The sequence below is a fragment of the Fusibacter sp. 3D3 genome, from assembly GCF_001748365.1.
Taxonomy (GTDB): Bacteria; Bacillota; Clostridia; order Peptostreptococcales; family Acidaminobacteraceae; genus Fusibacter_A.
In genome coordinates, this window is the sequence record NZ_BDHH01000019.1 from 1 (window position 1) to 22,186 (window position 22,186).

A 22,186-nucleotide genomic window follows, 5' to 3' on the forward strand; every position below is an offset into this window, starting at 1 on the left:
TGACAGAGTCAAAAAGTGCGTGAATCTGTGTGGGTGTTAAAGCAATTGGAAGCTTAGACRGTTGTTTTACCCTAGGAATATCGACCATATTCCATTCACGACCAAGAGTAGTTTCGAAGAAGAATTTAATGGCACTGTAGTTTGAATTTACATAAGATCGACTGAGCTTTCTACTGGTAATTGCATCATGTAAAAATTCGCGAACATGATCATAGGTGAGATTCTCAGGTGGCAAGTTGTGAAATTTCGAAATCTTCTTAACCCCTTTGAGATAGACAGTGACAGTCTTTGGACTGAAACCTCTGAGTTCCATATCCATTTGCATTTTAGATAATAATTTAGACATAAAAAATAGCTCCTTTTCTTTTAGATTCAGAATAAGAATATCTAAAGAAAGCACTATATGTCTAGGGCAAAAAGATTTAAAAAGTCACCGCGGTAGCGGTTTCGTCCAACAGAGGATTCTCAAAATGCCTTTATTGGCATGCCTCATGCGAGCCTGAGGCAAGAGTCACGCCAATTCTCAGCTAATCGCTTGTCACCGTTTTTGTGAACTTGGATCAAAAACGTCGCCAAGCGAACGCCGAGACCAAGGCACTTCGAGAATCCCCGAGACGTTATCACGAAACCGCACAAAGAAAGTTGAAAATTTAATATGAGCAAGTAGATGATACTAAGGCATATTTTATAATTGTCTAAGAATCATCACGATTATAAAAGAAAAAAGAAGTATTGGGTAAATGTGATCAGAGGAAAGATAACGGCGAGACCCTAAGGTGCCCCACCGTTAAAGCGCGATGTATTTTAAAGACTAAGTGCATGCGGCATCGTATAACAGAGGATTCTCAAAATGCCTTTATTGGCATGCCTCATGCGAGCCTGAGGCAAGAGTCACGCCAATTCTCAGCTAATCGCTTGTCACCGTTTTTGTGAACTTGGATCAAAAACGTCGCCAAGCGAACGCCGAGACCAAGGCACTTCGAGAATCCCCGAGACGTTAGCAGACATTCAAAACATGGGTAGTAAAATTAAAAAAATACTCGTATATCATTGACATAGGTAATGATTACCCATATATTTAATATATAAGTAAAAAGGAATAAAAATTACCCGTGAATAGAATGGAGTTTAAAATGACCAATACATTAGAAAAATTACCACCTCAACATCAAGGCAAACTTGTTGATATTGAAACGAAAAAAATTCTGAGAGAAGTATCAAAAGCCAATCGAAGAATAGCTGAATTGAAAGGATATTCTGAGATTGTACCCAATAAAAATATATTGATAAATGCGATAACCTTAAATGAATCTAAAGAGAGTTCAGAAATAGAAAATATTGTGACAACACATGATGAACTATTCACAGCAATGATGAAAAAAGAGCATTTAATTGGACCTGCTAAAGAGGTCTTAAATTATAAAGAAGCCCTATGGAAAGGGATTGAGTTAATAAAAGAAAATGAAATATTGACAACAAATATGATCGTTGATATTCAGGGAATCATTGAAAAGAATAATGCTGGTATTAGAAAACAGTCAGGAACAAAATTGGTAAATGATAGAACAGGTGAAGTCATATACACACCGCCATCTTCAGAAACTGAAATTCGAGAATTATTATGGAACTTGGAGCAATATATTAATGAAGATGATGAGATTGATCCCTTAATCAAAATGGCGATTATTCATTATCAGTTTGAGAGTATTCACCCATTCTATGATGGAAACGGTCGGACAGGAAGAATCATAAATGAATTATATCTTGTTATGAAAGGCTTATTAGATTCTCCAATTCTCTATTTAAGTAAGTACATTTTGTCAACAAAAAATGAATACTATAAATTATTGGATGATATTCATCAAAATGGGAGTTGGGAAAACTGGATATTGTATGTGATGAGAGGTATTCAAGAAACATCAGAAAGCTCATTAGAATTATTAAAGCATATAAATATGCTTGTTGACGAAACTGGAGATCATATCAAAAATGTTAATCCAAAAATATATTCAAAAGAATTGGTAAATATAATCTTCACAGAATTTTATACAAGGATTGGAAGCATAGAATCTGAATTAGGTGTTACAAGAAAAACAGCATCTAATTATTTGAATGAGTTGGTAAACATAGGCATACTATCAGTTGAGCAAAGAGGAAAAGAGAAGATTTTTATCAATAAAAAGCTATTGAAACTTATTCAAAGCGTATAAACGTTTTGAACGATCTGCTAACACGCCGATTACCTAAATCACTCTGATGACACAGCCCTTGCGAGGCAAGGACAGCGCCACTTTTGCCCTAAGGGTCAAAAGGAGTGACTTCGGTAATCGCGGGAACGTTATCACGAAACCGCACAAAGAAAAAAGGTGTATATATGAAAATAGCTTTTTTAGATAGGGATGGCACTATCAATAGAGATTATCCCGATAAAAATTGGAAAAATAGAATTGAACCTGAAATTTTACAAGGTGCTATAGAAGGACTAAAAGGTTTAATGAATTTGGGATTTAAAATAATCATTATCACAAATCAACATATTATTAATGATAATATTATTAGTTTGGCTGAATATCAAATATTCACTAACAACCTAAATAATAGGCTGAAGCAGTGTGGAGTGGTAGGAATTGACATTTTTTATTGTCCTCATTCGGAAACAGAAAAATGTAATTGTAGAAAACCAAATGAAGGAATGATAAAAAGTGCAATATTGAAATACCCTGAGATTGAACTAGATAAGTCTATATTGATTGGTGATTCTAAATGTGATGAAGATTTGTCAAAAAGAACTGGAATCAAATTTTATGGAATTAATGGACACTACTTTAGTGACAATTATGCATCGATTGAAGCAGTTTATAAAGAAATTAATGAGCAAATGGAAGAAATATGAACGATAATGCAATTTCAGAAATGGAATTCTAATAAACGATTAAAAAAAGATTAAAGCCATCAGATAACACGTCACTTACCGGAAATCGTTCTGATGACACAGTCCTTGCGGGGCAAGGCCAGCGCCACTTTTCCTAAGGGAAAAGGAGTGCCTTCGGTAATCGCGGGAACGTTAGACAAAACACGCTCACTAAAGGAGGACGAAAATAATGACAAATCAAGCAAATGAACCAAATGAACCAAATGAACCAAATGAACCAAATGAACCATATGAACCATTCGTAGGATATTGTTCATACTGTAACGATAAGAGAATGTTTAAAATTCATGGGAGTTATATAGCCTACATTCCCGAAATTTATAACGAGGGTGGTTCAACTCCTAATGCATGATAGAGTTCCGTCTGTTTTTCAGTAACTTCACCTAATACTCTACCATGCGTGGGTGCCTCAAACAGTTCAATTACATCGAGTTCATCTAATAAGCCTTGAAGTGTCCACTTATCAAAAAGTCCTGCATCCTGCATTTTCTTTTTTACATAGGAAAGATAAATAAGGGCTATAAATCCAACAAAAAGCTTGCCATTTAAAGATAATTCGGATGAAACCTGCATTCTTCTAAAATTTAGTCTTTCTTTCAGGTTGCCAAACCCTTTCTCTACGATATCTTTGCTTCGGTAAATGGATAGTGCTTCAAACGGGTCATTGACTTCATTGGAGAGTAATGCAAAGTAACCATAGTTGTTAGCGGCTTCTCTCATGGCTTCTTCTTTTGGAACAACCTTTCGTCCTCGTTTTGGCGTTTCTGTTACGGTGAAATACTTGTCATAATCACTGCCGCAATAATCCTTGCGCGTTCCATCCGTCAGATCGTTATAGAGACGAGTGAGATAATCATTCATATCAGACTGATCTTTTGCTGCCTTTTCTGGATTATAGAAAAGCAATAGATAAGCACGACGGGTATCCTTAATGGTATCTCCCTTATAAGGACGTTCTTGTTCATAGTCCCAGTCGATTTGACGACATATGCCATAAGTACCAAATTGGGTTTTAAGATTTGACCAAAGCCTCAAATTTGCACGTTCTTCTTCAAGAACGCTTTTTATATAATTCAGTCCAAGTTTAACACCAACAAGAAATTTTTGATGGTTTTTGTAGAGCAAGTCAACATTTTTCTTGCTATAGAAACCTCTATCTAAAACGATGCGAACTTTTTTGTATCCCATGACATCAAATTCGCTCATCAATTGCTTGATAGTTTTAACATCTGTGATGTTACCAGCCAGCTTTCGGTAGTAAAATGGCAAGCCAGATTCTTCACCAAACAATAGCGCAAGATTGATTTGGGGCAATCGATCATGTTCCTTGTTTCGTCCTTTCTTCACTTGACTGAGCGTTTCAGAATAGCTAGATATTGAAGTAGTGTCAAAAGCCCAGTATTCCTTTTCAATACGTCGTTTTCCTTGCTTCTCGAAAAAACGCATTCTATTTTCTTCATTGATAGATTGAAATAATTCGCTGCTGCGCTGAGAAACTATATCCTCACCATATGGATGTATGTGGAGTTTTTGCCAATGAGAAAAACGACTCATGGAGTTATTTTCTTCTAGTATAAGATAATAAGCAATGGATTGAATCTTTTTATAATCATTAGGAAAGCAACTTTTGAGATCGGTTGTAATCCCGAGAGATTTTCCAATCTGGTCAAACAGATAAGTAGCGCCAAAAAAAGAGCGTTGATACTTTGTCATTGCAACAGGCCCAGGTTTAACAGATGACGATTCAACTGATTGACTCATCTTTTTGTAGGCACGAGTAGGAATGATTGTACCAGATGCAGAATCTACCTTGCCTAAAAGCTTTCTGTTTGCTCTTGACTGTTGTTTTTCCTTGTCCCAATACGATTCATTTTGATAGGCATATGTTATGCCAGTTTTCTTGTTTGTTTGATATATAATCCCCATAACGTAATCACCGCCCTCGTTATATATTATAATATATAACGAGGTAAATATCAAGACAAAAATGGCTTAAACCATTTATTTTACTAGATTTTATTCGTGTTTTATCGTTATACATTTAGGGAACCTAGGTTCTAATGAATTACAACTACCCAGGGAATGTCAGAGAACTCAAGAATATCATGGAGAGATTGGTCGTATTATCAGAAGGTCAGATCATAAAACTTGAAGAGGTGAGCCCGTATGACATATTCTCATCTCAAATGAGAATGAATGAGCGCAAATCTCTCAAATCTGTGAGACAAGCCGCTGAGAAAGCACATATCATTCACATTTTAGAATCAAATGATTATAATATTGAAAAAGTAGCGATGCAATTAGAAATTAGTGTGAGGCAGCTTTACAATAAAATTAAGGTCTATGAAATAAAATAAGTTCATATTTCATAGAAGCCTCCTAAAATTTATTTGAATCTATTATATGACTTTTGATGTGCTTAGAATCTAAGATTTATCTTTTGTTGTAAGTCATAGCATAAAATAATATACTAATATTACAGCTCATTCAAAATATTTTACACCATCAATATGAGCACGAAGGCAATAAAGAAAGTTAATAACCTTTAAAGTTATAAATTGGAGGTTGCATGAGACATAAAGTTATTTTAATGGGCACTATATTAGTTATTATATTCTTGATATTATTAGATCAATACACGATGTCTACTTATCATATGAATGTTTTTCAGTACTTTTTGGGAACGCATCAACTAACAGTTGATGATAAAGTTTTTTTACAAGAACATGGTCCGATTATTTATGCTTCAGACAACAATTCGCCTCCGCTTAGATATTTTGATAAGGAGACGGGGCAGTATAAGGGGATTGGTATTGATTACTTGAGAGCTTTATCGATTGAGCTTGAAACCGAAATACAGTTTCAACCTATGATTTGGGAAGATGCGCTACAGGCGCTGAAAGAAGGCAAAGCGGATATTTGTGACATGTATCCATCAAAAGCACGTTCGGAAGTCTATCTTTTTTCAGATCCCATCTATTATCAGAGAGGGGTCATTCTGGTGCCCAAAACAGACCAAAGCATTCAAAGTGTAAAAGACCTTGAAGGCAAACACGTTGCTGTGCAAAAGGGCGATTATGTGCATGAATATTTAAAAAACAATTTCAAAAATATCCAGTATTTTTTGGGAACCGATTACGAAACCAATTTAGAACCTCTGTTGAATGGTGAGGTAGATGCTCTCGTAGGGGATGAGCCCGTCATTAGTTACTTTATGGGTTTATATGATTTATCGGAGCATTTTAGAATTGTGGATGAACCTCTGTATGAGCTCCCAATGGTATTGAGTTTGCCACTTGATCAAAAAAGACTTCAAATGATTATTAATAAGGGTATTTATGCACTTAATCAAAAAAAAACAATTAATAAAATACAACAAAAATGGTTTGGAATTTCCACCCCGATAGATAATGATAATAGCGTTAGACAATTCACGATTGTCGTCATTGGTGTTGCAATAATTGCGTTGATGATCGTCATTTTGATATTAATATGGAACTTTGAACTCAAAAAAGCAGTAGATGAGCAAACGAATGCACTGAAGATCAGTAAAAATAATCTTCAAACAATTTTAGATGGATTGAGTCATCTCATCGTGGTGGTTTCAGATGATTTGAAAGTTTTATCTGCGAATGCACTTTTCTACGAGTTGTTTGGCATCACTGAAACAGGGGCGCAAATTGAGCTTAGGACCCTTATTCCTGGAATCAATTCAAAAGCTAAAGAACAATGGCTTGTGCTAAGAGAAGGCAATGAACAAATCATTAAAGGTAGAACTTTTTGGGTTATGCCCTATCATATTCAGTATGAAGATCAAATTGAAGAGACGACATTACTGATGTTTGAGGATGTAACGGATAAAAAAGTAAATGAAGCACATCTTTTGCATGATAATAAAATGGCTGCTATTGGGCAACTTGCCACGGGTGTGGCGCATGAAATCAGAAATCCACTTGGACTTATAAGAAATTATGCCTTTTTATTGAAGCGCAATCACAAGGATGAAAATCTCTTAGATCAATCGCTTTCAGTGATAGAAGAATCCGTAGATAAGGCCTCCACGATCATAGATAATCTGCTTAATTTTTCAAGGTTATCGGATGATACTGCACGAAAAGTGTACTTAAAGCCCGTTATAGAAAATGTGATTCAGCTGAATGAAAAACTTATGAATAAAAGTCATTTGAAGTGTCAGCTCATTCTTGAAGACATTGAGATCAATATTCAAGAAGAATCTCTTAAGCATATATTGATCAACTTGATCAATAACGCTTTAGATGCCATGCCACGTGGGGGGCAACTCACAATTTGGCTAAAAAACAATGCGATTGGTCCCTCTATTCATATTATTGATAATGGCATCGGCATAGAAGACAGTACAAGAGAAAAATTATTCGATCCGTTTTTCACCACAAAAGAGGTGGGGGAAGGTACGGGACTTGGCCTTTACATTGTCTATAATGAATTGCATAAAGTAGGTGGCAAAATAGAAGTTAAATCGAAATGGGGTACGGGTACTATATTTAAAATTCAGCTAAAGAAAGATAATGAGGCGTAGGCATGCAAAACAGTGGATTTAGAATACTAATTGTAGATGATGAACAACATTACTGTGATGTTTTAAAGCTTATTCTTGAAGGTGAGCAATATCAAGTTAAAACGACGACCAGTTCATTAGAGGCACTTGAAATGCTTGAACAGGAGAGTTATGATCTCGTGATTAGCGACTTTTTTATGCAGGACCTTGATGGCTTTGAACTGCTTAAAAAAATTAAGACAGATCATGTGGATACTGAAGTCGTTATTATCACTGGATACGGAAGCATTAAAAATGCCATTGATGCGATTAAAAAGGGGGCTTTTTCTTACTATATTAAGTCACATGATCCAGAGGAACTTTTATTTGAAGTCAAAAAGGTCAAAAAAATAGCAGAATTATCTCTTAAGATGAGTCAACCCGCAGTTAAGGGTCAATATCTGATGATGTCCAAAAATCCAAAAATGAAAAAAATTATAGATATGATCGATAAAGTGGCGGATAGCAATGCCAATATTTTATTATTGGGTGAGTCAGGTGTAGGGAAGGAAGCTTTTGCAGCCTATATACATGAAAAATCATATCGAAAAGACAAGAACTTTGTACCTGTTAACTGCCACGCGTATTCCAAGACTTTGCTAGAATCAGAGCTCTTTGGGCATGAAAAGGGTGCTTATACTGGTGCTACAGAGACGCGTATAGGGAAGTTTGAATCCGCTGAAGGCGGGACACTTTTTCTAGATGAAATTGGGGATGCGACACCGGATATGCAAGTCAAAATGCTTCGCGTTTTAGACACAAAACGCATTGAGCGCATCGGCTCTAACCGACTGATTGATGTGGATTTTAGACTTGTGTGTGCAACGAACCGCAATATTACAGAGATGATTCAAACGGGCCTATTCCGAGAGGATTTCTACTATCGAATCAGTACTTTTGCACTTGAAATTCCGCCGCTTAGGGAACGCAGAGAAGACATTCCGCAGATGGTACATTTTTTCATGTCAAGACTTGCAAGCGACATGAAAAAGACCATTAAATCGGTCAATGATGATTTAATGGATTATCTTTTACAATACGATTACCCAGGCAATATACGAGAATTGAAGAATATGATTGAAAGACTGATCGTGTTGTCAGTTGATGGGATTCTCAGAAAAGAAGATCTCTATCTGGATCAAAAGAATAAAACTCAATTTCAGATTCAGACTTTAAAAACTTTTAGAAATCAATCGGAAAAGCACTATATAGAACGTATTCTAAAGCATACCGAAGGCCATTTAACTCAAGCAGCAGAGCATTTGGACATAACAAGACGTCAACTTTTTAATAAGATTCAAGAACTAGAGATTGATATTGAACGCTTTAAAACAAAAAACGAGAAATAAATTTCATATTGAGAAATTTATTTCTCGTTTTTATATGACAAGAATATTACACAAATGTTGAAAAACCGTAATAAATGGAGTTGGCATGACAATTGCTCTTATATAGTGTGCAGGTTGCTATGAAAATTCATGGTGATCTGTAGACGGCATTCAAGAATAATAAGTAGGGGGTAAAAAAATGTCATTCAACGAAATCGTCAACGTGTTGAACAATTTAATTTGGTCTAATTATTTAGTGTGGTTGTGCCTTGGCACAGGGGTTTTCTTTTCACTGATCATGTTTTTTCCACAAGTGAGACTTGTTAAGGACATGGTAAAACAACTTTTTACGGACAACAGTTCAGAAAGTGGTGTTTCTTCTTTTCAAAGTTTTGCAATGGCACTTGGTGGCCGTGTGGGAACGGGTAATATTGCCGGTGTTGCAACAGCAATTGGTTTTGGTGGTCCAGGTGCTGTATTCTGGATGTGGGCAATTGCATTTCTTGGTGCAGGCTCAGCATATATCGAAGCTGCACTTGCTCAAGTTTATAAAGTTAAGATGGACGGCGAGTTCCGTGGTGGACCTTCATTTTATATTGAAAAAGGCCTTGGCCAAAAATGGTATGCAATTTTGTTTGCAATTTCAGCAATTATTTCATGTGGGTTTTTCTTGCCAGGGGTACAAGCAAACAGTATTGCAACAGCTATGAACACTGCCTTTAATATTCCTGCACCAGTGACTGGGGGAATTGTTGCAGCATTACTTGGCTTAATCATTTTTGGTGGTGTTAAAAGAATTGGTAAAGCTGCAGAAGTTATCGTGCCTTTTATGGCAATCGCTTATATTCTGGTAGCATTGGTTATAATCGTATTAAATATAGGTCAAATTCCTTCAATATTTGCATTAATCTTCTCACATGCATTTAGTGCGAAAGCCGCTACAGGTGCAGTGATCGGACAAGCGATTATGTGGGGCGTTAAACGTGGTATTTATTCAAATGAAGCTGGACAAGGAACAGGTCCTATGGCTGCGGCTGCAGCTGAGGTTACACATCCAGCTAAACAAGGTTTGGTTCAAGCATTTTCTGTATATGTAGACACACTATTCGTATGTTCTGCAACTGCATTTATGATCTTAATTACAGGCATGTACAATATCTATGATACAGCAGGTACTGTGCTCGTAGAAAACATTCCAGGCGTAACACCAGGTCCTGCATTTACACAAATGGCACTGGACTCTTTTGTACCCGGTTTTGGTAAAGCTTTTGTTGCAATCGCATTGTTCTTCTTTGCTTTTACAACTTTGATGGCATATTACTATTATGCAGAATCCAATGTGGCTTATATCTTTAAAAATTCTAAAAATCATAAATTGATTTTTAACTTTGCTAGAGTTGCGTTACTCGTTATGACATTTGTTGGCGCTATTAATTCAGAAGGTTCTGCATGGGCTCTTGGGGATGTTGGCGTAGGTTTGATGGCTTGGTTAAATATCATTGCGATCTTGCTTTTAACTAAAGTAGGCGTTGCAACGCTTAAAGATTTTGAAGCTCAAAAGAAACTCGGCTTAAATCCAGTTTTCAACCCAGAAAAATTGGGCATAAAAAATGCGGATTTATGGATGGAAAATCTTAAGAAAAATGAAGCGACAGCTCAAAGACAAGTTGAAGAACAAGCCGCTAAAAAAAATAAAGTTGCTTAATCGTTAGTGTGTTCATGAAAACGCGATTTCGACAGTCTAACTGAAATCAGTGTATTATTTAAACAATGGGTAATCTCCTCTATAAAAGACGCTAGGTCAATGATATTCAGCATCATGATCTAGCGTCTTTTTTTTTATTGAATTTTAATAAAATGGGTATAAAACTGACGTCGATCCAAAAGATAATATCAGTATAAGGCATAAGGCGCACACAATAATGAGGACGTGAATTTATGAATAGAATAGACATGGAACATCAACCTAAATTATCAAGTGTTTTGAATGCACTTAGTCAATCTGTTGTGATTCTCAATGCTGAAGGTTGTATTGTACATTTTAATGATCCAGCAGAAAAGTTAATCAATAGGATTTCCCCCTTAAAATTAGAACTCGGTCGTTTTATAATGGATTACTTAATGGATTCTAGAGAATCACTTTTGAAATCTGAAATTGAAGGTGTTTTAAAAGGGCATGCAAATATTTTTGAGCTCAATATAGATCTAACTGGACACGGTGATACCCAATGGTTTGAATTGTCTTTTATGCCTATTGTGGAAGAAGACTTATTGATTGGAGCATCATTGATGTTTAGGTCTATTGAAACTCGAAAGCAAACGGAGCTCAAAATGCGTCATCAGTTAAATTTTGAACAGCTCATTGCCTCTTTATCTTCAAGGTTCATTACAATAAGCGATATAGAACAAGCCATTGATTCGTCTTTGGAAGAAATGGGACGGTTTAGCAACTCAAGTAGAGCTTATATTTTTGAATTCAGCGCTGATAAAACGCATATGGACAATACTTTTGAGTGGTGTCAGGCAGGTGTGAATCCCCAAATATTAGAGTTAAAAGGATTGCCTGTTGACATTTTTCCATGGTGGATGGCAAAACTTGAAAAGAGAGAGATCATAGACATAAAAGATGTCAAATTATTACCGTTGGAAGCCAGTGCTGAGAAAACAATATTGGATCAGCAAGACATAAAGTCTGTATTGGTATTACCGATTTTAATTAAGCAAGAACTTAGAGGTTTTATAGGATTCGATAAATTGGATAGCATCGGCAATTGGAATCCAGAGGATGTGACACTTTTAAAACTGACGTCGGAGATTTTCAGCCATGCTTTTGAAAGACGGCTTGCAGAAGAAGAGCTCCTAAATTATAATACTGAACTAGAGATTACCCTTGAACTTCTTCAAAAAGCGCAATCACAGATTATACAGCAAGAGCGACTTGTGGGTGTCGGTCACCTAGCTGCAGGTATCGCACATGAAATTAACAATCCCTTGGGCTATATTTTGAGCAATGTCGATACCCTTAAACAAAATGTTGGCGTATTGGGAGAAGTATATCAAACTTATGAGAATCTAAAAAAATGCACGATGAGTAATATTGATGTTACAGAGTCTATAAGCAATATAGAAGCGCTTCGTAAAAAATATTATATTGAAGATGTCATAGATGATTTGGAAGAACTTTTGAGTGATATAAACGAAGGCTTGCAACGTGTTTCCAAAATAGTAAATGGGTTGAGAACTTTTTCCAGAGTAGATCAAGGAGATCACTTTTCTCAATATGATCTCAATGAAGGCATTGAAAATACGCTTATGATGGTAAACAACGAGCTCAAACCATCGGTTCAAGTTGAGACAAACTTTGCAAATATCCCCCTAATAACTTGTATTGGAAGTCAAATTAATCAGGTTTTACTCAATATGATACTCAATAGTACTTATGCGATTAAGACTAGATTACAGGAGGAGATTGGAAATCTTTATATTGAAACCAGATCAGATCAAGAATATGTCTATTGTAAAATTCAAGATAATGGTGGAGGCATAAGCATAGACGAAGAAAGTCGTATTTTTATGCCTTTTTATACAACTAAACCTGTAGGTGTTGGGACCGGGTTAGGATTGAGTATCGCATACGATATTGTTGTCAATAAGCATAAGGGCAGTATTGATGTAGATAACGCATATGGTAAAGGGGTTACTTTTAATATAAAGCTCCCAATTGTACAATGAAAAACACACTTACGGAGATCCCAATTGGGTTTGAACTAAAAAAATACAAAATAAATGATTTATTTTTAAAAAAGGGCTTGCAAAAGAGAAAAGTCTGTATTATAATCAGTAAATATTAAACCTGTATACAGTATAATTATTCATAAAATTAAACATTAAGGCAATGGCGTCTTCAAAAAAAAGAGAAAAAGTTCTCTTTCATTGATGACGCCTTTTTATATAATATAGGAGCTATGAGCCGAAATATGTGATTTTATGAATGGTTAGGACAGCTGTCCATGTTTTGAATCGACAAATTAGAAAGTGGGGGATTCGCATGGATACATTAAAATCAATTGACACGATGTGGGTATTGGTTGCAACCTGTTTGGTATTTTTTATGCAAGCTGGGTTTGCAATGGTAGAAACGGGATTTACGAGAGCAAAGAATTCAGGCAATATCATCATGAAAAACTTTATGGATTTTTCAGTTGGGTCTTTAATCTTTTGGCTATTTGGATTTGGGTTGATGTTCAATACAGATATTTTAGGATTTGTTGGCAAGATTAATTTATTTTCAAATGGGACTTATGAACATTTGGGACTTTCGATCCCAATTGAAGCTTTTATCATTTTCCAAACAGTCTTTTGTGCCACAGCAGCTACAATCGTATCTGGTGCCATGGCTGAAAGGACAAAATTTGCCTCATATTTAGTTTTTAGTTTTGTAATCAGTGCAGTTATATATCCCGTCGTAGGTCATTGGATCTGGGGCGGCGGCTGGTTAGCAGCTAGAGGGTTTCATGATTTTGCGGGTTCAACAGTAGTCCATTCTGTTGGCGGCTGGGCAGCACTTGTTGGTGCCAAAGTTCTTGGTCCTCGACTTGGAAAATATGAAAAAGGAAGATCTAATGCAATACCAGGTCATAGCATTACACTTGGAGCACTTGGTGTCTTTATACTATGGTTTGGATGGTTTGGTTTCAATCCAGGATCGACTTTGTCAATGGGGAACCCTACGCTCGTAGGACATATCTTCATGACGACAAATCTCTCTGCAGCTGCAGGAGCTGTTGGCGCAATGGCGATCACTTGGATTAAACATAAAAAACCTGATGTAGGGATGACTTTAAACGGCGCACTTGCTGGACTTGTGGGTATTACAGCTGGAACAGATGCTGTAAGCCTTGAAGCGGCAGTCGTTATCGGTTTCTTATCAGGATTAATCGTTGTTTATGTTACAAAATTTGTTGATGAAGTATTACTAATTGATGATCCAGTAGGTGCATTTGCAGTACATGGTGCTTGCGGTGTATTTGGAACATTGATGGTAGGCGTGTTTGCAACTGAGGGCGGATTGCTCTACACAGGAGATATTAGCCTTTTAGCAACACAAGTTATTGGTATTTCTGCAACGGCATTTTGGACGATAAGCAGCTCATTTGTACTCTTTAAGGTAATTGACATGACAATGGGTCTCAGAGTAAGTGCTAGAGAGGAAACTCTTGGTCTTGATCTTGAGGAACATGGCATCGTCGGCTACGCAGACTTTGAAATCAAAAAAGAAAAAATGGTAAACCAAACGACGATCTGATCGTAAGGTCGTTATCATTACAGGAGGCAAAATGTCATTTATTTCCGATGAAAAGAGAGAACTAAAGGATCTAATTGGAGCACTTGAAGTGGATTTGATTCATCTTCAGTTTACAGACATTACAGGCATTACTAAAAATGTATCGATTATGACACACCAAATTGACAAAGCACTTGATGGTGGCATTACCTTTGACGGCTCCAGTATCGATGGGTTTGTCAGAGTAGAAGAATCTGATATGTATCTAATGCCAGATATTAGCACTTTCACGGTGTTTCCGTGGACTTCTTCCCCAAGAGAGGCACGTTTGATTTGTGATGTTTATAAAATGGATGGAACGCCATTTGAAGGTTGCCCAAGATACATCCTCAAAAAGGCGTTAAAGGATTCCGAAGGCATGGGATATACCATGAACGTCGGTCCTGAATGTGAGTTTTTTCTCTTTCATACAGATGAATTTGGCAATCCTTCTCTGGAAGTGCATGATCAAGCAAGCTATTTTGATTTAGCGCCAATGGATATGGGTGGAAATGCCCGAAATGACATTTCTATGACACTTAAATCCATGGGTTTTAAGATTGAAACTTCTCATCATGAAGTTGCAACGGGTCAGCACGAAATCGATTTTGAATATGCGGATGCCTTAAAAACAGCAGATAATATCATGACCTTTAAAATGGTTGTGAGAATCATCGCTCAAAGACATGGTTTACATGCGACTTTTATGCCGAAGCCTCTCATTGGCATCAGTGGTTCTGGGATGCATCTCAACATCTCGTTATCTGGAGAAAATGGTGAAAATGCCTTTTATGATCCAGAGGATGCAATCGAACTCTCTGATAAGGCATACGCGTTTCTGGGTGGCTTGCTGGAACATGCGAGAGCATATACAGCACTGACAAACCCGACTGTGAATTCTTATAAGCGATTGATTCCTGGCTTTGAAGCGCCTATTCTGGTAGCGTGGTCACTGTCTAACAGGAGTCCACTCATCAGAATTCCTGCAGGTCGTGGCAACTCTACACGATTGGAACTTCGAAGTCCAGACCCTAGTGCAAATCCTTATTTGGCACTGGCTGCTACATTAAAAGCAGGACTTGATGGGATCAAGAAAAATACGCGCCCACCAGAACCTATTTCAAGTAATCTCTATCATATTACAGAAGAAGATATAGAGTTGCTTGAGATGGAAAGATTACCATCTACACTTTGTGAGGCTGTCGATGCCTTTTCACAGAGTCAATTGATGAAAGAAGCAATAGGCAAGCATGCCTATAAACGTTTTAAAGAAGCCGCAATGTATGAATGGAATGAGTACTCAAAGCATGTGTCACAGTGGGAATTAGATCGTTATTTGAGAAAGTTTTAAGCCCTCATGAAGGCTATTCGCTCAAAAATCGTTGTAGCTGAACAAAACACTACTGTGAGGACTCAAATTTGTACATGGCTGATGCAAGAAGGATATGCGGTCTTTGAAGCTAAAGATCCATATAAAGTGCTTCGTTTAGCACGTCAAGTCCTGCCTGACCTGATTTTGCTAGATGTTGCACTAAGGGGGATTAATACAAAACAAATGATTCATATCATCGAGGTCGATCATTTATCAAAAGTTATACCCATGACGGATTCTGTAAATGATGATTTTAAACACCTACTTTCTCAAACCATACTCGGTGGATATATGAAAAAACCTTTGGATCGAAATCACTTTTTAACTGTAATCGCGACTGCCTTATCGCAAATTAGGGAAGAAAAGAAAGTTTTGGCTATTCAAGAGCGGGAAAAAAAGGATATGCCAAAAGAAGATGTGATTCAAAGTGCAAAAAAAATACTCATGGAAAAATGGCAGCTCAATGAAGAGCAAGCTTATAACTACATGAGGAAAAAAAGCATGGATCATTCTGTGAAAATGGATGCCATTGCAAAAGCTGTTCTCAAGAAATACTCAGAAAAGTCCTGACATCCTTACTGAGTGTGACTTAAGACGGTTCAAATTAACTGAAACTCATAACTCATAACTTGATACACTTGATATAATAAAACCTCAAAATAGATACAACTGAAATTCAAACTCTTCAAAGAGATGGAAACATCTTACTCCTTAAATTATATATTATAAATGAAAACATTCTAAGATCAGAACCCTGACACCCTGATTTTAGGATGTTTTTTTTATAATCTTAAATACTTTGATTTAGGGATTGACTCTCCAGCGCAGTGGAGGGTATAAACTATACATAAGCGGAGATAAAAAAAGAATGAATAGAACAGGAGAAATGGAGGTTGGAACATAATGAAAATCATTGATCGCTTTAAAACATTAGGAGGACATCACTGTATTACAAATTCCTTAAAACAAATTTTTACTTATTATGGTTGTCCTTTATCTGAAGAAATGATATTTGGGATTGGCTCAGGTCTTGGATTTGCATATGTAAATTTGGCAAATGCGCCAATGATATCGGGTCGGATAAAACCGTTTGAATTTGAAGAAAATATTGCTAAAGCACTCAGAATTGGTATAAAAATAAAAAGCGCTAAAAATGTGGCTATCGCTATGGAAAAAGTGAAGCAAAATATAGATCATAATAGACCTGTAATGCTCTATGTGGATATGGTGTATTTGAAATATATGAATCTTGATGAAAACAGTCATTTTGGAGGACATTCAATCATAATATTTGGATATGATGATGAGAAAAGTGTTTTTTATGTTTCTGACAGGGATAATGAGGACTTTAAAATTAGTACGCCCAAAGGTGAGATCGGAGAAAACTATCATTTGGTGCCCTATGCTGAAATGAAAGAAGCCAGAAGCTCAAATTTTAGACCTTTTCCGCCAAACAATAATTGGATCGAATTTGATTTTTCAGAAATACAGGCAATAGGACCTGCCATTTTGAAAGCGTCTATAAAGAAAAATCTGAATGAAATGTTAAATCCACCTGCTCAATTGCTTGGTATAAATGGGATCAGAAAATTTGCAAAGGCACTAAAAAAATGGCATATATTTTCGTTAGAGCAGTTTAAACTTGCAGGATGTACAAATTATTATATGATAGATAAAGATGGGGGAACTGGTGGGGGTGCTTTTAGAATTATGTATGGGCATTTTTTAATAGAAGCCTCTAAAGTAATATCAGAGCTTGAAAACCAGGGAGAGGCGTATATAGAGATTGGAACTCTGTGGGAAGCTATTGCAGTAAAAATGCTGCATATTTATGAACATGGAGAAGTCAGTATCCTTGAAGAAATGTCAGAAGACATATTAAAAATTGCCAGCAGAGAAGAGCTGGTTATGCAAAATATTTTGTCGGAGTTGAAAGTATGAACTCATTTGTGACAAGGGGGGCTTTGATGTATAGGATAGGAGAATTTTCAAAAATCACATTTTTATCCGTGAAAACGCTAAGATATTATAATGAAATTGGTCTATTAATACCTGCAAAGATTGATGAGGATACAGGTTATCGATATTATGATGATGAAAATTTTCAAAAATCTATGGTGATTAAGACTTTAAGACGGTTTAATTTTTCGATACAAGAACTACTTGAAGTGGTTCCTAGGATCGATCACGCGGATGACTTAGCAGATTTTTTGCTTGAAAAACATGAACAACTTGAAACTCAAGTCGCTATGATCAAAAAGGATCAAAGGGCGCTTATAAAAGAAGTGAATTACATGAAGGCGGTTAAATTTATGTCAAAATCATATGAAGTAGAACAGGTTGATATTGCAGAGGTAAAAGTAGCTTATTTAAGGTATAAGGGTCGTTATGAGGATTTGGGCATATACATCAGTCAATTGTATAAGGCTGTGGGAATGCATGCGGAGGGTGCCCCTTTTTCACTTTATTACGATGAAGATTACATGGAAGAGGGTGCCGATATTGAAGTGGCAGTTCCAGTTAAGAAAGCAGTCGAAAAGGGCGAAGTCAAAACGCGTACATTGCCAGCGATCAAGTGTGTAAAGTATGTCCATGTGGGTCCTTATGAACACATTTCGAACAGTTATAAAATCATCACAGATTATATAAAAGCGCATCATCTTGAAAGTTATACGCCAAGCAGAGAAATTTACTTAAAAGGTCCAGGTATGCTCATGAAAGGCAATCCTGAAAAGTATGAAACTGAAATTTTGATACCGATTAGGGCCTTTGATTCAAACTAAAATTTTGTTATGATCATATAAGAGCAAAAGATTATGAAACTGGGAGAGGTTAATGATGATTATAGTAGCACAAGATGGAACTGGTGATTATAGCACGATTATGGGGGCGGTTGATTCTATATGCCCTATATCCAATGCGCTTAAAAATGACGAAGCGCTTGAACCCATAACGATTTTTATAAAAAATGGCATCTATAAAGAGAAGATCGAAATCGTTGATAAAAATATCAACCTTATAGGTGAATCTAAAGCAAACACGCGGATTACATTTGATGATCATGCTTTTAAAATCATAGAAAATGAGGAACAGATGAAGACGTTTAGAAGTTATACTTTTTTTGTGAGCTCAGATTATTTTTCAGCTGAAAATATGATCATAGAAAATGCCTCTGGTCCAGGAGAACGCGTTGGACAAGCCATAGCGCTGTATGTGGATTGTAAAGTGGCGTATTTTAATAATTGTTGTCTCAAAGGGCATCAAGATACGCTGTTCATTGGGCCATTACCATCGGCTCCTAGGATTCCAAATTCTTTTACAGGTCCTAAAGAGCATTCGGAGCGTAAACCCACCTATTCTAGATTTACGGCATGTGAAATACAAGGCGATATTGATTTTATCTTTGGAAGTGGCAGGGCAGATTTTTATCATTGCGATCTCATATCAAATGATAGAGGTGAGGAGATCAATGGCTATATCACAGCGGCTTCTACACCAGAATATGCGGCTGAGGGCTTTATCTTTTATAAGTGCAATTTGATCAGTACAGCCAAAGAAAATTCTGTTTTTTTAGGGCGGCCATGGCGGCCTTTTGCAAAGGTCAAGTTTATAGAGTGTCAAATGGGACCTCATATTCATAAACAAGGCTGGGATCTTTGGGGCAACTCAGAAAATGCAGAGACTGTAACCTTTGCAGAAATGCGCAATGAAGGCTTGGGTGCGCGTCGTGATGAGCGGCTTGAGTGTGTTTTAAAGCGTTAAATTGGGCTTATGGGCATAGTGATAACCTCGTATGATCTTGAATGTTTCAAGGATTATGCGAGGTTATTTAATTAATCCTAAATAAGCGGAACAATAAACTTACATAGTCTTTACATTGAGCTAATACTTTAACACTTCAAATAATCTATAATCCTTGTATAACGTATACAAAGGAGATCTATATGAATTTACGGAAAAGGATTGCAGTATTGTGCTTAGTTTTAATGGTAGCATTGAGCACATTTGGGGTGAACGACATTGTGATGGCAACAGATGACAGTAGTATATTTATAGAGAAAGATAAAGAATGGAAATATCTTGATAATGGGATAGATCTAGGAACGACATGGCGAGAAGTTGATTTTGATGATTCAACGTGGAAAGTGGGAAAAGCACCACTGGGTTATGGCGATGATTTTTCGGAAACAGATCCGACCTTACCTCTTGCAACAAAAGTGAGTTTTGGAGATAAAGCAGAAGAAAAGTATATGACCACTTACCTTAGAGGGATTGCAGAGATTGATCAGATCGAAAAGTATTCTGCTGTTGAAGTCTATATACATGTAGATGATTCAGCTGTGGTTTATGTGAATGGGATCGAAGCTTTTAGACGTGGTATAGATGAAACTGAAAAAGTGGTATACAGTACAACTGGTAAATTTAAGCCTAAAGAAGAAATCTTGACAATACCGATTTCTGCTTTTAAAAAAGGTCAGAATTCAGTTGCAGTTGAAGTTCATCAAGATGGTGGAGACAGTTCAGACCTCTGGTTTGAAATGTCTATGAAAGGTGTTCAGGCTGATAAAACGATATTAGAGAAAGATGCAGAATGGCTGTACTTAGATAACGGTAAAGATTTAGGTAAAGATTGGACTGTGGAAGGCTATGATGAATCTTCTTGGAAAACAGGGAAATCGCCTTTTGGCTATGGCGATGATTTTTCGGAAACAGATCCAACATTACCTCTTGCAACGCAAGTGGGATATGGTACTGATGCAGAAAATAAGCATATGACGACTTACTTTAGAAAAACAATAGATGTAGGTGTAATCTCGGGTTATTCTGCTCTTGAAACTTACATTCACGTAGATGACGGTGCTGTGGTCTATGTAAATGGAAAAGAACTGTTTCGAAAGGGAATAGATGAAAATGTAGCTGTTGAATACGGCACAAAAGCAAAGTTTAAACCCAAGGAAGAAACTTTAAAAATACCTGTTTCTGCATTAAAAGATGGCAAAAATACCATAGCGGTTGAAGTCCATCAAGATGGTGGTGATAGTTCAGATCTTTGGTTTGAAATGTCAATAAAAGCTTTATCAGGTGCTTCTGCAAGTGAGAAAGAAATCGTTGTACCTGATCCCAATGCTGTTAAAGGGGAGGTTCAAAAAGTTACGGTGACGTTTTTGGGGGATACAACATCTGCAAAAGGGTTTACATGGTATACGACTTTAGCCTCTGCAAATAGTGATGTGCAAGTCGTAGAGCAAACAAGTGGACAGCCAGATTTTCAAAAAGCATTAAAATTCAAAGGGGATTACACCGTTTCTACACATGCGCCTAATTTTCCATTGGAAGTTGTTCATAAGGCAAACGTAACGGGTCTTAAAGCAAGCACAACTTACGCTTATAGAGTTGGCGACGAATCCCTTAATTTGTGGAGTGATATTGGCACTTTTGAGACCGCTGCATCAACAGGTTCTTTTACATTTATCGATATTGCGGATACTCAGGCAAAATCTGAAGATGAGAGTATTCTATCTGGCGAAACGATTAAAAAGGCATTTGAAACGGTTAAAGATGCAAAATTCATTGCGATCAATGGTGACATTGTAGATACTGGATTAAATGAAGTGCAGTGGGATAATATTTTTAAGTATACAAAAGATAGTTTTATGAATACGACAATCTTACCTGTGGCAGGAAACCATGAAGAACAAAAAAATTCTTTTATTGAACATTTTAATGTCCCATCGCCTATTGGAGCTTCAACAGAAACCGGTGCTTATTATTCTGTAGATTATGCAGGGACTCATTTCATCATCTTGAACACAAATGAAGATTCAAAAGAATTTGCAGATTTGACCCCCTCACAAGTAGACTGGTTAAAATTGGACGCTAAAGCGGCGAAAGCAGCTGGTGCTAAGTGGATTATTTTAATTATGCACAAAGGACCATATACCACATCAAACCATGCTTCTGATGATGACATCATGGACGAAAACGGTGTGAGGACGTTAATTGCACCACTTCTTGCAGAATTAGACGTTGACTTTGTGTTGCAAGGGCATGATCATATTTATGCGCGAACATTGCCAATCGCCGATGGCAAGGCTGTCACATCAACCGTGAGCAAAAGAAGTTTAAATGGGAAGACAATCGATTATTACAATCAACCTGATGGTACGATCTATATGATTCCAGCAACGGCGGGACCTAAAGTTTATTATAAAAACAAAGAGTTGGATTCAACTTATTACGATTTATTTGCATTGGCAGATGAAAATCATGCAGCGACATATGGACCCGATGCAAGTGATTCGAGTAGACCAGTGCGTGGTCAAATTCAAAACTTTGTGGGCATAACGGTAGATGCTGATCAATTGACAGCAGTTGTCTATGAAATTGATCAAAGTAAAAATGAAGGCAAGCCTTATATTGTAGATCAATTTGGGATTTCTAAGGCATCTGTGACAAGTCAAACAACATATACAGTTGTGCCAGGAGATGCACTGTGGAAAATTGCCAAGAGATATGGCACAACAGTTGAAGCTCTTTTTAAAGCCAATATGGATCGCGTTAAAAATCCTAACCTAATTCAAGTAGGACAGAGTCTTGTGCTGCCAAACTAATTTATTGAAGCCAATTTAACAAAAACACAAAAAACCTATCTATG

Annotated in this window: 17 protein-coding genes; 15 read left to right on the top strand and 2 right to left on the bottom strand. The window is 36.8% G+C overall.

The annotated features are described in order from the left end of the window. Window positions 1-346, bottom strand: a 346-nt coding sequence (locus tag F3D3_RS18190; protein ID WP_175438424.1) for a site-specific integrase, incomplete at its 3' end; no start/stop codon positions are given. Window positions 347-1,133: 787 nt separating this feature from the next. Between F3D3_RS18190 and F3D3_RS18195 the strand changes: the two genes are divergently transcribed. The 3 genes from F3D3_RS18195 (at window position 1,134) to F3D3_RS18205 (ending at window position 3,284) form a co-directional block, all read left to right on the top strand. Continuing rightward, window positions 1,134-2,210: a Fic family protein gene (locus F3D3_RS18195; RefSeq protein WP_069875885.1), complete on the top strand. Its 1,077-nt coding sequence runs from the start codon at window positions 1,134-1,136 to the stop codon at window positions 2,208-2,210. 164 nt (window positions 2,211-2,374) lie between these two features. Continuing rightward, window positions 2,375-2,893 carry an HAD-IIIA family hydrolase gene (locus F3D3_RS18200; RefSeq protein ID WP_069875886.1) on the top strand — a complete coding sequence of 173 codons (519 nt, stop codon included), beginning with the start codon at window positions 2,375-2,377 and terminating at the stop codon, window positions 2,891-2,893. Window positions 2,894-3,101: 208 nt separating this feature from the next. Then, window positions 3,102-3,284, top strand: a complete 183-nt coding sequence (locus tag F3D3_RS18205; protein ID WP_069875887.1) for a hypothetical protein — start codon at window positions 3,102-3,104, stop codon at window positions 3,282-3,284. Here the strand turns inward: F3D3_RS18205 and F3D3_RS18210 are convergent. Next, complete coding sequence (locus F3D3_RS18210; protein ID WP_069875888.1) at window positions 3,251-4,858, bottom strand: IS1634 family transposase; 1,608 nt, start codon at window positions 4,856-4,858, stop codon at window positions 3,251-3,253. The genes F3D3_RS18205 and F3D3_RS18210 overlap by 34 nt on opposite strands. 134 nt (window positions 4,859-4,992) lie before the next feature. On the opposite strand from F3D3_RS18210, the gene F3D3_RS18215 reads away from it, so the two are divergent. The 12 genes from F3D3_RS18215 to F3D3_RS24465 all read left to right on the top strand — a co-directional run bounded on the left by F3D3_RS18215 (window position 4,993) and on the right by F3D3_RS24465 (window position 22,142). Then, window positions 4,993-5,289, top strand: a complete 297-nt coding sequence (locus F3D3_RS18215) for a helix-turn-helix domain-containing protein (RefSeq protein WP_069875889.1) — start codon at window positions 4,993-4,995, stop codon at window positions 5,287-5,289. 212 nt (window positions 5,290-5,501) lie between these two features. Beyond that, entirely contained in the window at window positions 5,502-7,490 is a 1,989-nt protein-coding gene (locus F3D3_RS18220; RefSeq protein ID WP_069875890.1) for a transporter substrate-binding domain-containing protein, read from the top strand. Window positions 7,491-7,492: 2 nt separating this feature from the next. After that, the gene (locus tag F3D3_RS18225; RefSeq protein WP_069875891.1) at window positions 7,493-8,857 is read left to right on the top strand and encodes a sigma-54 dependent transcriptional regulator; all 1,365 of its coding nucleotides are present in this window, start codon (window positions 7,493-7,495) and stop codon (window positions 8,855-8,857) included. 178 nt (window positions 8,858-9,035) lie between these two features. Beyond that, window positions 9,036-10,541: a sodium:alanine symporter family protein gene (locus F3D3_RS18230; protein ID WP_069875892.1), complete on the top strand. Its 1,506-nt coding sequence runs from the start codon at window positions 9,036-9,038 to the stop codon at window positions 10,539-10,541. Window positions 10,542-10,774: 233 nt separating this feature from the next. Continuing rightward, window positions 10,775-12,568: an ATP-binding protein gene (locus F3D3_RS18235; RefSeq protein WP_069875893.1), complete on the top strand. Its 1,794-nt coding sequence runs from the start codon at window positions 10,775-10,777 to the stop codon at window positions 12,566-12,568. Between the two features lie 316 nt (window positions 12,569-12,884). Next, complete coding sequence (locus F3D3_RS18240; protein WP_069875894.1) at window positions 12,885-14,141, top strand: ammonium transporter; 1,257 nt, start codon at window positions 12,885-12,887, stop codon at window positions 14,139-14,141. Window positions 14,142-14,172: 31 nt separating this feature from the next. Next, window positions 14,173-15,510 (top strand): type I glutamate--ammonia ligase, encoded by a 1,338-nt coding sequence (glnA, locus tag F3D3_RS18245; protein WP_069875895.1) that lies wholly within the window; start codon window positions 14,173-14,175, stop codon window positions 15,508-15,510. A 6-nt stretch (window positions 15,511-15,516) separates the two neighbouring features. After that, window positions 15,517-16,101 (top strand): ANTAR domain-containing response regulator, encoded by a 585-nt coding sequence (locus F3D3_RS18250; protein ID WP_084389153.1) that lies wholly within the window; start codon window positions 15,517-15,519, stop codon window positions 16,099-16,101. 333 nt (window positions 16,102-16,434) lie between these two features. Beyond that, on the top strand, window positions 16,435-17,472 hold the full coding sequence (locus F3D3_RS18255) for a BtrH N-terminal domain-containing protein (protein WP_069875897.1): 1,038 nt from the start codon (window positions 16,435-16,437) through the stop codon (window positions 17,470-17,472). A gap of 26 nt (window positions 17,473-17,498) precedes the next feature. Continuing rightward, window positions 17,499-18,314 carry a GyrI-like domain-containing protein gene (locus tag F3D3_RS18260; protein ID WP_069875898.1) on the top strand — a complete coding sequence of 272 codons (816 nt, stop codon included), beginning with the start codon at window positions 17,499-17,501 and terminating at the stop codon, window positions 18,312-18,314. A 52-nt stretch (window positions 18,315-18,366) separates the two neighbouring features. Continuing rightward, on the top strand, window positions 18,367-19,293 hold the full coding sequence (locus tag F3D3_RS18265) for a pectinesterase family protein (protein WP_069875899.1): 927 nt from the start codon (window positions 18,367-18,369) through the stop codon (window positions 19,291-19,293). A gap of 182 nt (window positions 19,294-19,475) precedes the next feature. After that, window positions 19,476-22,142: a metallophosphoesterase gene (locus F3D3_RS24465; protein ID WP_069875900.1), complete on the top strand. Its 2,667-nt coding sequence runs from the start codon at window positions 19,476-19,478 to the stop codon at window positions 22,140-22,142. The last annotated feature ends 44 nt before the right edge of the window (window positions 22,143-22,186 follow it).

Coding starts and splice junctions, on each gene's coding strand:
- F3D3_RS18195 (WP_069875885.1), top strand. CDS start 1,134: ATGACCAATACATTAGAAAAATTACCACCTCAACATCAAGGCAAACTT.
- F3D3_RS18200 (WP_069875886.1), top strand. CDS start 2,375: ATGAAAATAGCTTTTTTAGATAGGGATGGCACTATCAATAGAGATTAT.
- F3D3_RS18205 (WP_069875887.1), top strand. CDS start 3,102: ATGACAAATCAAGCAAATGAACCAAATGAACCAAATGAACCAAATGAA.
- F3D3_RS18210 (WP_069875888.1), bottom strand. CDS start 4,858: ATGGGGATTATATATCAAACAAACAAGAAAACTGGCATAACATATGCC.
- F3D3_RS18215 (WP_069875889.1), top strand. CDS start 4,993: ATGAATTACAACTACCCAGGGAATGTCAGAGAACTCAAGAATATCATG.
- F3D3_RS18220 (WP_069875890.1), top strand. CDS start 5,502: ATGAGACATAAAGTTATTTTAATGGGCACTATATTAGTTATTATATTC.
- F3D3_RS18225 (WP_069875891.1), top strand. CDS start 7,493: ATGCAAAACAGTGGATTTAGAATACTAATTGTAGATGATGAACAACAT.
- F3D3_RS18230 (WP_069875892.1), top strand. CDS start 9,036: ATGTCATTCAACGAAATCGTCAACGTGTTGAACAATTTAATTTGGTCT.
- F3D3_RS18235 (WP_069875893.1), top strand. CDS start 10,775: ATGAATAGAATAGACATGGAACATCAACCTAAATTATCAAGTGTTTTG.
- F3D3_RS18240 (WP_069875894.1), top strand. CDS start 12,885: ATGGATACATTAAAATCAATTGACACGATGTGGGTATTGGTTGCAACC.
- glnA (WP_069875895.1), top strand. CDS start 14,173: ATGTCATTTATTTCCGATGAAAAGAGAGAACTAAAGGATCTAATTGGA.
- F3D3_RS18250 (WP_084389153.1), top strand. CDS start 15,517: ATGAAGGCTATTCGCTCAAAAATCGTTGTAGCTGAACAAAACACTACT.
- F3D3_RS18255 (WP_069875897.1), top strand. CDS start 16,435: ATGAAAATCATTGATCGCTTTAAAACATTAGGAGGACATCACTGTATT.
- F3D3_RS18260 (WP_069875898.1), top strand. CDS start 17,499: ATGTATAGGATAGGAGAATTTTCAAAAATCACATTTTTATCCGTGAAA.
- F3D3_RS18265 (WP_069875899.1), top strand. CDS start 18,367: ATGATGATTATAGTAGCACAAGATGGAACTGGTGATTATAGCACGATT.
- F3D3_RS24465 (WP_069875900.1), top strand. CDS start 19,476: ATGAATTTACGGAAAAGGATTGCAGTATTGTGCTTAGTTTTAATGGTA.